Source organism: Lysinibacillus antri, assembly GCF_003977595.1.
Lineage (GTDB): Bacteria > Bacillota > Bacilli > Bacillales_A > Planococcaceae > Ureibacillus > Ureibacillus antri.
In genome coordinates this window covers 82294-94348 of record NZ_RYYR01000011.1, presented here as the reverse complement: position 1 = coordinate 94348, position 12055 = coordinate 82294, and the positions used below count along the sequence as shown (strand labels likewise).

12 protein-coding genes are annotated in these 12055 nt (G+C 34.8%); 11 read left to right on the top strand and 1 reads right to left on the bottom strand.

Annotated features, from left to right (window positions below; genetic code table 11):
• Positions 1-69: 69 nt before the first annotated feature.
• The 10 genes from EK386_RS10125 (at position 70) to EK386_RS10080 (ending at position 10624) form a co-directional block, all read left to right on the top strand.
• Positions 70-969 (top strand): ABC transporter ATP-binding protein, encoded by a 900-nt coding sequence (locus EK386_RS10125; RefSeq protein ID WP_126659046.1) that lies wholly within the window; start codon positions 70-72, stop codon positions 967-969.
• The gene (locus tag EK386_RS10120) at positions 962-2203 is read left to right on the top strand and encodes an ABC transporter permease (RefSeq protein WP_126659045.1); all 1242 of its coding nucleotides are present in this window, start codon (positions 962-964) and stop codon (positions 2201-2203) included. The genes EK386_RS10125 and EK386_RS10120 overlap by 8 nt, the downstream gene beginning before the upstream one ends.
• 208 nt (positions 2204-2411) lie before the next feature.
• Positions 2412-3026 (top strand): transglutaminase-like domain-containing protein, encoded by a 615-nt coding sequence (locus tag EK386_RS10115; RefSeq protein WP_126659106.1) that lies wholly within the window; start codon positions 2412-2414, stop codon positions 3024-3026.
• Between the two features lie 146 nt (positions 3027-3172).
• A complete protein-coding gene (locus EK386_RS10110) occupies positions 3173-4933 on the top strand; it encodes an ABC transporter ATP-binding protein (protein WP_126659044.1) in 1761 nt (586 codons plus the stop codon).
• The gene (locus tag EK386_RS10105; protein ID WP_126659043.1) at positions 4926-6695 is read left to right on the top strand and encodes an ABC transporter ATP-binding protein; all 1770 of its coding nucleotides are present in this window, start codon (positions 4926-4928) and stop codon (positions 6693-6695) included. Before EK386_RS10110 ends, EK386_RS10105 begins: the two co-directional genes overlap by 8 nt.
• Positions 6696-6969: 274 nt before the next feature.
• Positions 6970-7890 carry an EamA family transporter RarD gene (gene rarD, locus EK386_RS10100; RefSeq protein WP_126659042.1) on the top strand — a complete coding sequence of 307 codons (921 nt, stop codon included), beginning with the start codon at positions 6970-6972 and terminating at the stop codon, positions 7888-7890.
• Positions 7891-8017: 127 nt separating this feature from the next.
• The gene (locus EK386_RS10095; RefSeq protein ID WP_126659041.1) at positions 8018-8644 is read left to right on the top strand and encodes a GIY-YIG nuclease family protein; all 627 of its coding nucleotides are present in this window, start codon (positions 8018-8020) and stop codon (positions 8642-8644) included.
• A gap of 208 nt (positions 8645-8852) precedes the next feature.
• Entirely contained in the window at positions 8853-9563 is a 711-nt protein-coding gene (locus tag EK386_RS10090) for a cytochrome c biogenesis CcdA family protein (protein ID WP_126659040.1), read from the top strand.
• Positions 9564-9610: 47 nt separating this feature from the next.
• Entirely contained in the window at positions 9611-9982 is a 372-nt protein-coding gene (locus EK386_RS10085) for a response regulator (RefSeq protein WP_126659039.1), read from the top strand.
• Positions 9983-10132: 150 nt separating this feature from the next.
• On the top strand, positions 10133-10624 hold the full coding sequence (locus EK386_RS10080; RefSeq protein ID WP_126659038.1) for a CcdC family protein: 492 nt from the start codon (positions 10133-10135) through the stop codon (positions 10622-10624).
• 48 nt (positions 10625-10672) lie between these two features.
• On the opposite strand, the gene EK386_RS10075 is transcribed toward EK386_RS10080, so the two are convergent.
• Positions 10673-11107, bottom strand: coding sequence for a DUF2621 domain-containing protein (locus EK386_RS10075; protein ID WP_126659037.1), 435 nt, complete (start codon positions 11105-11107; stop codon positions 10673-10675).
• A gap of 259 nt (positions 11108-11366) precedes the next feature.
• Here EK386_RS10075 and EK386_RS10070 point away from each other — a divergent pair, with 259 nt between their 5' ends.
• On the top strand, positions 11367-11981 hold the full coding sequence (locus EK386_RS10070; RefSeq protein ID WP_126659036.1) for an SCO family protein: 615 nt from the start codon (positions 11367-11369) through the stop codon (positions 11979-11981).
• The last annotated feature ends 74 nt before the right edge of the window (positions 11982-12055 follow it).

Below are 12055 nucleotides of genomic sequence, written 5' to 3'. Positions count from 1 at the left end.
GTACAGAAATGATTCTGACTACTCCGAATTGTTTGTGTATCAGGCACCAACAAGAAAGGAGTTATGGAATTGACACTTCAATTACAACATGTTGTGAAGAAATATAAAGACTTTACAGCAGTGAACGATTTAAATTTCACTATTGGCACGGGGGAAATATTTGGATTAATTGGTCAAAATGGTGCTGGTAAAACGACAACCTTCCGTATGATTTTAGATTTACAAGATCAAACTGCAGGGTCCATCACCTGGGAGGGAACACCGATTAAAAAAATTAATCGGGATTGGCTTGGGTACTTACCGGAAGAGCGCGGTATCTTCCCTCAAATGAAAGTAGAGGAGCAACTATATTTTTTCGGACATTTGCGCGGTATGGATCGGACAGAGCTAAAAAAGGAAATTGATTTTTGGATGAACCGTTTCGACTTAGAAGAAAAGCGAAACGATAAAGCCGAAACGTTATCGAAAGGAAACCAACAAAAAGTCCAATTAATTGCTAGTTTCATACACCAACCGAAATTTCTCATTTTAGATGAACCTTTTAGCGGACTAGATCCAGTCAATCGAGATTTATTAAAAAATGCCATTCTATTTTTAAAAGAAAAAGGGATGACCATTTTATTCTCGAGTCACCAAATGGATAACGTCGAAGAATTGTGTGATCATTTATGTATTTTAAAGCGGGGTGTCTCTTTATTCTCAGGTAGTTTACTAGACTTAAAGAAACAATACGGGAAAACGAAACTTACCATTCGTACCGATGTACACCAAGAAGACCTTGCGAAAATGGCTGGCGTAAAAGAAGTGAAAAAAGTTCGGGATGAATATGTTTTAACATTAATGGATGAGAGCTTTGCAAAACCAATCTTTGAAGTTGTTTCAAATGGCAGTTATATTGAAAAATTCAGTTTAGATTATTTATCATTAGATGAAATTTTCAAAGAGAAGGTAGGTGGCGAACATGCGTAAGTTCTCTATATTACTAAAACAACTGTATTTCCAAAAACTGCGCTCAAAATCGTTCATTTTAATGACCTTACTCTATGTCGCTGCCATTACCGTATTTATGTTTTGGTCTGATATTAAAGCAATTTTTGTAAATGAAGAGGATGCGTTAGAAGTTGCCGTTGTAAACGAAACGACGGTTGATTTAGAGTCTATTTTCAATTCAACCGATGATGTCAATTTTAGTTTCCCAACAGAATCCATTGAAACCTTACATGCAAATGTAAAAGAGGGCAATTTAGATGCTGTTGTACTGATCGCAGAAGAAAATGAAAATTTAAGCGCGGATATTGCAACGTATACACCACTAAAATTAAATGATCAATCAACCATTTCATCTCTCATTCAATATGCAGGGAAAATTTATGGAATTGGAAATCTTAATTTGTCTGCTCAAGATGCAGATCGGATTTTAAACTCAACACCAAATGTAACGATGACCAATTTAAATGAAACGATCGCAGGCGGGAAAAGTGAAGATGAAAAGCAAGCAGGGATGTGGGTATCCTACTTAGCTGGGATTGTCATTTACTTTTTCATCATGGCCTTCCTATCGATGATTACAACAGATGTAGCAACTGAAAAAGGCTCTCGTGCTTTGGAAATGTTACTTGTTAGTGTGAAACCGAGTACCCATCTTCAATCCAAAATATTTGGTGTATTTTTATTAGCTCTTACACAAATGGCGATTATTTTTGGTGTGCTGATTGCGTATGTTGTTTTTACAGACGACGGAGCAAAATGGACAATGGTGCAGTCCGTTATTGACGAACTATCCATAACGTATGTTCTTTATGTACTCGGATTTTTAGTTTTAACGATATTCTTATATTTAATTATTGGCGCCTTATTTGGTTCCCTTGTATCTAAACCAGAAGAGGCTTCCCAAGTAATGACACCAGCCATTATGATTCCATTAATCGGATTCTATGTGATGTTATCGGGAATAGGCAATCCAGATACGTTATTAATTAAGATCTTTTCTTATATCCCATTGACATCTGGTATGGTGATGCCCATGCGAATTGGTGCAACAGATATTTCCGCTATTGAACCAATTTTATCATTCCTTGTCCTAATTTTAAGCGTTGTGGCATGTTATCTGTTAAGTTTATCCTTCTACAAACGTAGTGTGTTAACTTATAGTAGCGGTGGACTTATTCAAAAAATTAAAACTGTATTAAAAGTAACAACTTAAAATCATTCATTAAACTGGGGAAGAGAGTAGCATGGACATCTCTTCTCCAGTTTTTTGTTTGCTCTTATATTTCACAGGGATTCTACATATTTCATTCAAATAAGTTATATTTCTAAAAATTCAAATATTTAAAATTATAATACTAGCTAATAGATTTACTTTAAATGTATAATAGATGTAACTATTTATTTGTTCGGGGGTGGTTATGATGAATTTAGTTGCTGAATCAATTGATTTAGGAGACTATTTAACTGAACTTCCTGTTGTTAATTTTTCCCACGAAAGCATTCGACAAAAAACAAACGTATTATTTTCAGAAGGACAAGCCGATGTAGAAAAAGTGAAAATTGCCTATGAATTTGTCAGAGATACTATTTTGCAATCATTAGATATTGAGAGTCAATATGTTCCTTGCAAAGCATCCGACGTGCTCAAATATGGAGAAGGCGTCTGTTTTGCTAAAGCAAATTTACTTGCATCTCTTTTACGATCTCAAATGATTCCAACAGGTTTTTGTTATCAGCGTTTGCTTATTGATCGAAATAAGGACAACTTCTATGTACTACACGCGCTAAATGCAGTGTTCCTGCCATCTTTAAATCGTTGGATTCGATTAGATGCGCGTGGCAATAAAGCCGGGGTGCGAGGGGAGTTTTCAATTCATGGAGAAATACTCCCTTTTAAACCAAATGAAAACAATGGAGAGAAAGATTATCCCATCATTTATACAAAACCAAATGTAGAGGCAATGGTCGTACTTGAAAGAAGTACAGATGCCCATAAAATGTTCCAAAATGACTTACCCTCTGTCATTAATTTTTAATAAAGTTAACGTCTACCAAAAACTACTTTGTCTTTTGGTAGACTTTTATTTTGAATTTTAGATAAAATGGTTTATTTTATAAGATAAATATTTCTAGAATCGAAGGAATAATCATATTTTCATAGAGAAGAGAAGAAGGTGAACTTTTGAAAGTATTTTTTAAATTGAAATGGTTTTTTATCGAGAAGAAGAAAGAATATATCATTGGACTAATTATGCTTACATTTGTCGCCATTTTAAATTTACTTCCTCCTAAAATTATTGGGTATATAATTGATGAAATTGCTGCGAAACATCTAACGCCAGCATCGTTAGTAAAATGGATGACCATTCTTGTCTTAGTTGCACTATTCATGTATCTTTTACGATTTTATTGGCGGTTATTAATCTTTGGATCATCAAATTATTTGGCCAAAACGTTAAGGGAAAAACTTTTTTCACACTTTACGAAATTGAGTCCGTCCTTTTACCAGAGCCGTAGAGTAGGCGATTTAATGGCACATGCGACCAACGATATTTCCGCTGTTCAACAAATTGCCGGGGTTGGAATACTCACTCTTTTTGATTCCATTGCAACAGGTGGATTTGTCATTTTAGCCATGGCATTTACAATCGATTGGCGTCTTACTCTCATTGCATTGATTCCGATGCCCTTTATGGCGCTTTCTACGAGTTATTACGGAAAACTATTGCATAAGCGTTTTGGCGTTGCACAAGCAGCGTTTTCGGATTTAAATGATAAAACCCAAGAAAGTATTTCAGGAATAAAAGTGATCAAAACATTTGGTCAGCAAAAAGAAGATATAGAAGAGTTTAAATCTCTTTCGAATTCCGTCGTTGAAAAGAATATGCAAGTAGCAAAGGTAGATTCATTATTTGATCCAACGATTAGTCTCATCGTAGGCATTAGTTTTTTGCTTAGTCTTGCATTTGGCGCTAAATTTATTGTCGATGGAACGATGACGATTGGTGATTTAATTGCCTTTAATACTTACTTAGGTTTGCTTGTTTGGCCCATGCTTGCCTTTGGAATGTTGTTTAACATACTCGAGCGCGGGTCCGCTTCTTATGATCGTATTGAAGAGCTGCTCGGTGTACCGATGGACATACAAGATAAACCAGATGCCATCGATCAACAGCCAAAAGGAGATATTCGTTTCGAACTAGAAAATTTTACATTCCCAGGTGAGCAAGTAAGCGCTTTAAAACATATCCACTTTGAATTAAAACGTGGAGAGACCCTTGGCATTGTAGGGAAAACCGGTTCTGGCAAAACGACTCTTTTGAAATTGTTAATGCGGGAATATGAAGGCTATGACGGGACGATTCATTTCGGCTCACATAAAATTGATGCGTATAAAAAAGAGCGACTCAAAGAAGCATTTGGCTATGTACCACAGGATCACTTTTTATTTTCTACAACGATTTTTTCTAATATTGCCTTTATTAACCCGACTGTGGAGAAAGAAAAGGTTGAACGTGCTGCGAAAATCGCACACATTCATGAAGATATTTTACGATTTCCAGATGGCTACGAAACGATCGTGGGGGAAAGAGGGGTCTCCTTATCTGGGGGACAAAAACAACGGATTTCGATTGCACGGGCTTTGCTATTAAACCCAGAATTGCTCATATTAGATGATTCCTTATCTGCCGTTGATGCGAAAACAGAAGAAGCGATTATTACCTCGTTGAAAGCAGAACGGCAACACGCTACAACAATTATTACATCCCATCGATTAAGTGCGATTGAACACGCCGACCTGATCATTGTTTTACATGAAGGGACCATTGTTGAAAAGGGGACCCATGAAGAGCTCATGGCTAAAAAAGGAAAGTACTATGAAATGTATCAATTACAACAGTTAGAAAAATTAGTGGAAAAGGGAGGATACTGTGATGAATAATCAACCAACCTTTTCAAATAAAGCACAAACGACAATACTGATTAGGCTATTAACTTACTTAAAGCCACATAAAAAAGCTGTATTCGTTGCATTGGCATTACTTATTCTAACGGTCATTGGGGATATTATCGGACCATTTCTCATTAAAATCTTTCTAGACGAGCATGTAGCTATTGGAAATTTTGATACAAAACCAATCCTAACACTGGCTGTAACCTATATTTTTATACAATTCATCAATGTAATTCTTTCTTATATACAACTCATTAAATTTCAAGAAATCGCACTGAAGGTCATTCAACAACTTCGAATCGATGCATTTACAAAAATTCATCGATTAGGCATGCGTTATTTTGATAATACACCGGCTGGATCCATTGTGTCCCGCGCAACCAATGATACAGAGGCGATCAAAGATTTATTCGTTTCAGTTTTGAGCTCCTTTGTGCAAGCGGGCTTTTTAATTATTGGGATGTATATTGCTATGTTCTTGTTAAACCCACTGTTGGCGATGTTTGTCTTGATTGTTTTACCACTCATTTTCATCGTCATTTATTATTATCGTAAACTTAGTTCCGTCGTCTATTTAACGATGCGGGAAAAGCTAAGTGAACTCAATGCAAAACTGGCGGAAGGTTTGTCAGGTATGGTCATCGTTCAAGCGTTTCGACAAGAACAACGCTTTCATGATGAATTTAATGAAATCAACCAACAACATTACCGTGCGATGATGGACAATACAAAATTAAACAGTACATTGTTAAGACCTGTTATTGATCTCATCTATTTTGTTGCAATCATTTTATTGTTAACCTATTTTGGCATCACTTCCTTTAGCACGTCCATTGAAGTAGGGGTAATTTATGTATTTATTACCTATATTAATCGTTTCTTTGAGCCAATTAACCAAGTGATGGAACGGTTAGCCATTTTTCAACAAGCACTTGTGGCAGCATCGCGTGTGTTCACATTATTAGATCATGAAGAGTTGGAACCGAGGCAACAGGAAACAAATGCGCACATTTCAAATGGGTTCATTGAGTTTAAACAGGTAACCTTTAGTTATGATGGAAAAGTAGACGTGTTAAAAGATATATCCTTTACGGTAAAGCCTGGTGAAACGGTGGCACTTGTTGGGCATACGGGTAGTGGCAAAAGCTCCATTATCAATTTATTAATGCGATTTTATGAGTTTGAACAAGGGGATATATTAATCGATGGCACGTCAATTAAGTCGTATAGCAAAAATGAACTCCGGAAAAAATTAGGTCTCGTCCTACAAGATCCATTTTTATTTTACGGTACGATTGAAAGTAACATCCGTTTACACGATCAAAGTCTAACGGATGAAGATGTACGTGCTGCAGCAAAGTTTGTTCAAGTTAATCAATATATTGAACAGCTACCAAACGGCTATCAACAAAACGTGACAGAAAGGGGTTCCACTCTTTCAAGTGGTCAACGTCAGCTCATCGCATTTGCGCGGACCATTGCAACGAATCCCAAAATTCTTGTATTAGATGAGGCAACCGCTTCCATTGACACAGAAACTGAAGTCGCGATTCAAGGCTCATTAGAGAAAATGCGGAAAGGGCGTACAACTATTGCCATTGCGCACCGTCTTTCTACAATCCAAGATGCAGAGCAAATATTGGTACTTCATCAAGGGAAAATTATTGAACGAGGCAATCACCAACAGCTACTAGTGCAAAAAGGCCTCTATCACAAAATGTATTTATTGCAAAATGGTATTGTAGAATAACGATAATCTAAAATCTTAATGATGACGGTTTTGGTTATCATTCTAAAAAAACGTATCCGCTTTTTGGTTACGTTTTTTTAATATATTAATTCCAAGCAAAAATACATTTACTTCAAATAATCCGAGAACTATAATGGGCTTATCGCTCAATTAAAGGATATAAAAATGTTAAGTGGGGGGACCTTCTACTCAGGGGTCTAATGAAACATCCTGCCAATAATAGATTTTATATAGCGCAAGTATACAAGTAACATCAGAAAGGGAAGTGTTTGAAGTGCAAATTGATAAAAAGGGCATCCTTTACGCTTTTGCTGCCTATGGTATATGGGGTGTTTTTCCTCTCTATTGGAAACTATTAGTCCATGTTGATAGTATGGAAATCTTACTTAGCCGTGTCATTTGGTCCTTTGTGTTTACGACTATTTTTATTTTAGTAATTAAACAAAGAAAACTATTATTCGAAGATGTCAAAACATTATGGCATAATAAAAAAATGTTTTGGTCACTTTTAGCAGCTTCCTTTGTCATATCATGCAATTGGTTTTTGTACATATTTGCGGTGAACAATGATCATTTAATAGAAGCTAGTTTAGGATATTATATTAATCCTTTAATTACAGTTGTCTTTGGTATGTTTTTCTTTAAAGAACGATTGTCAAAAGCTCAAATCTTTGCAGTATGTGTTGCTTTATTAGGGGTAATCGTTTTATCAATTGGTTATGGGGAAATTCCGTGGATTGCCCTTGGTATAGCATTAAGTTTTGCAATTTACGGTGCGTTAAAGAAAAAGATTGCTATTAATGCAACAAGGGGTTTAGCCATCGAAACTTTATTCATATTACCTTTTGCACTAGTCTACTATATTTATATTATGTTAACTGATAATATGTCATTTTTACATATTGATTGGCAAACGGACCTCTTTTTAATGTTAGGGGGGGTAGTCACAGCCATTCCTCTTGTATTATTTGCAAAAGGAGCAAAACTTTTACCACAATATGTTATAGGTTTTATACAATACTTTACACCAACAACGGTTTTATTACTTGGTATTCTACTATACAAAGAACCTTTTACAAAAACTGATTTTATGTCCTTCAGTATTATTTGGATCGCGATTCTTTTATTTACCATTTCAACAATCTTTGAGTCGAGAAAACAACATAATTTACAACATGAAGTAGCAAAAGTGTAATGTTTGTAGCAATTTCCTTTTCTTAAAAAGGGAATTAATAGTTTTTGTAGAATATATAGATATATGTATAAAAATACATATAGTAAAGTTCCAACAATTTACTTACACAATACAAGGGGGAGTATGTATGTATGTAAAAATAGGGGATCGAGAGTTTCATTTTCATCGAATGGAAATTGATATTCTTAAAACGGGGATTAAGAATACTTTCGCCAACTTCGATAAAAAATCGATGAGAGAATTGCTTATTCATCGGCGTTATGAAGGGTTAAAAAGTCAATTTCATGGTAGATATGAACAATATTTAGATCTACCTGCTGGGGATGTTTTGTTTGCATTAAAAAGTAAAGGGGACTCATTTTACAAACAATTTCTTAATAACTACGGAGACTTAACTTATTCGCACTTTTCTGTAAAGGGCAATGATTCGCTTTTAACGAAAACAGGAGTTTATACGATTGTCGTAAATGACGAGCTCGTTTTTGCTGGAGGGTGTGCGAATTCTTTTAAATTACGGTTTAACCAACATATCGGAAACATATCACCAAAAAGCTGCTTTAAAGATGGAACAGCCACACATTGTCATATCAATGCAAAAATTACAGAGGCATTTTCTTCCTCAAAAATATATTTTAAAATTTGTCCGATCAATGATGTGGAAGAAATGAAACAAGTAAAAAATGCGATTATTAACCGATTTGAACCCGTTTGGAATTTGCGTTTCGGTAGAGAGGAATCCTATTTACTTAGTTGATTTTTACCAATCAATAGCATACCAATCATTTTCCTACATATAATTATTTTAGTATGGTATTTTTAAAAGAGTATAAATTTGGGGGTTTGTGATTGATTTCATAAAGAACACACATATTTGTCAAGAAACGTTCACAAGTCAAACTTATACATTCTTATTAAAAATTTGGTACGATTAAGACATTAATTTTAAGGAGCTACACACAATAATGAATACTGATATTAATGTCTTTTTAGCTTTTGGTGCAGGTTTCTTAAGTTTTATTTCGCCTTGTACACTTCCGCTCTATCCAGCATTTTTATCCTATATTACTGGAATGAGTTATGATGATCTTAAAAATGATAAAGGAATGCTTCAAAAACGTGCAATTTTACATACGTTATTTTTCTTACTTGGTTTTTCTATCATTTTTATTGCAATTGGTTTCAGTGCCTCTATAGCAAAAGAATTTTTCCTTAGTTATCAAGACTTACTTCGACAAATTGGAGCTATTTTAATTGTCATTTTTGGTTTAATGATTGTTGGTCTACTACAAATTGATTTCTTAATGAAAGATCGTAAAATTCAATTTAAAAACAGACCATCCGGCTATTTCGGATCATTATTAATCGGAATTGCATTTGCTGCAGGATGGACACCGTGTACAGGACCAATTTTAGCCTCTATTATTTTACTTGCTGGCACAAATCCTGAATCGGGCATGGGGTATATGCTTGCCTATTATTTTGGTTTTGCAATACCATTCTTTGTTCTATCATTCTTTATTTCAAAATTAGGATGGATACGCAAGAATAGCCAGAAAATTGTTAAAATTGGTGGATATATTATGATCGCAGTGGGTATTCTATTATTCTTTAATGGTTTAGAATTTATCACGCGTGCTTTATTACCAATCTTCGGTGGGTTTATGGGCTTTTAATTAGAATTTTTATTCAACATAGATGCAATTTAAAAGGGGAATGATCGATGCCTTCAGTATTAATAGTAGATGATGCACTTTTTATGCGAGTTGCAGTTGGTAATATGTTTAGAGAGTGGGGATTTGATGTAGTAGGGGAAGCAGCCAATGGGAGAGAGGCAGTGGAACTATACAGAGAGCATCAACCCGATCTTGTAACGATGGATATTACGATGCCTGTTATGTCAGGTTTAGATGCAGTAAAAGAAATAATTCCGGAGTTCCCCGATGCCAATATTATTATGATTACAGCACTTGGACAACAACGAATCATTGTTGATGCAATTGAAGCTGGTGCGAAAGACTTTATTACAAAGCCTTTTGAACAAAATCAATTAAAAATGGTTGTAAATAATATTTTAGGCTTATTCGAACATTAATAGTTCAACAAAATCCTACCTGCATGTAATCAATAAATAGGTAGGATTTTTTATTTTCTATTACTCTTTCTATGGAAATTATTTAATAAATGAGGTATTATCAATACGTTATTTTGTTATAGTGTACAAATTATAGAGGAGGGAAAATCTATGTTTGCCAATATACCTTCTCATTATTTAATTATCGGTTCGACCGTAATGGCTTTATTTATGGGGACGTTTGTCATGTTCATGCGTGTACGCTCACAAAGAAAACCCGTAAACGCTAAAAAAATCCTCATACCTCCATTTGCAATGTCTACTGGTGGTTTTATGTTTCTTTTCGAGGAGTTTCACATCACACCGATACAAATATTAGAAGCAGCAGCAGTGGGGATCATATTCTCGACCGTATTAATTGCTACATCCAAATTCGAAGTTCGAGATCATGATATTTACATGAAAAGATCGAAGGCATTTTTCTTCATTTTAGCCGGACTTCTCATTATTCGTGTTCTTGCAAAGGTTTTAATGTCAGATGCCTTTGATGTAGGCGAACTAGCAGGAATGTTCTGGACGTTAGCCTTTTCGATGATTTGGCCATGGCGATTAGCAATGTTTGTCCAATATAAGAAATTGAAAAAAACACAATTAGTTATGTAAGTGAAAAGGGACCTCTCGCATTGGAGAAGGTCCCTTTTTATGTAAGGTTTAATCAAAAAAGTGCTCGTATGGCGCTACATCAATACGCATTTCATCAAGTTTTTTTCTTAAAAATTTATGATCGCGCTTTGGTGTTGCTTGAATGTAACCTCTAATGATTAAATCATTTGAAATGGCTTTGGCACGTTCCTTCAAAGCAAGCTCTCCAATTTTCCCTGCAATTTTTTCCTTTGCTACTTGTCTAAAAAGGTCCGGTACAGGGCTAACGAGTTCATTTAATAATTCCTTTTCATCATTGCCCCACAAATGAACAGTTTTATCTAAATAATAATTTTGCCAATCCAAATCAGACTTACCATCTTGTTTTGGTAATGCCTTTAAAAACTTGCGGAACATGAAGAATCCACCAATCCCCATTAGAGAAACCAGTACAACAACCCAAAATAAAATAAACCAAACAAACCAACCATCTAACTGACCCAAAACGTTCACCTCATTATCTTCACTAGTACTTATTATAAAAGGAACAAAAAAAGTTTTCACTATTAAAGTCTCTTTTTATATTGAAAAAAGTTATTTATGTGCTTCAATGTACCGTTTAGAGACCGATTGCTTTATTGAAGGTAGGGGAAATGTGAAATCGAACTTCACAATATTGTTTCATAAGTGTCATTTTGAATAGTTGTACAATTTACCATATTTCGATAAGATGATAGAAGAAATAGAGGGAGTTGAATAGATATTGAAAAAGAGATTACTCAGCCTTGTTGGAATGCTCGTAATCGCTACAATACTAGGTGCTTGTAGTAATTATAAATTTAAAGCCGATACTGAATATACAATTGCTGATTTTGAAGTTACGGATCATAACGGTGAAACGGTGACACTAGAAAGCTTAAAAGGCAAACCATGGCTAGCAATGTTTATTTTCACAAATTGTACAACGATTTGTCAGCCAATGACATTCAATATGACGATGATTCAAGAAGAATTAAAAAAGCTTGGCGTGGAAGATTATAATATTGTCGGTTTCTCAGTTGACCCAGCAAATGATTCACCTGAAGTTTTAAAACAATATTTAAGTCATTACTCGATACCTGATGAATCCAAATGGCATTTCGTTACAGGCTATGATCAAAAATGGATTGAACAATTTGGTTTGAATTCTTTTAAGACGTTAGTAAGAATGCCTGCAGAAGGAGACCAAGTACTTCATGCTTCAACTTTCTACATAGTTGATGAAAAAGGCGTTGCAGTGAAAAATTATACAGGCTATTCAGAAACGAAAGATGGCGTTCCATTTGAAACAATAGCGATGGATATGGAAGCATTAATCAAAGAACGTTTAGAAAAATAACAATGTCAAACTACTCGTCAGTTATCTTATACTGATGAGTAGTTTTTTTATTTTGCATAAAATCCTTTAAATTA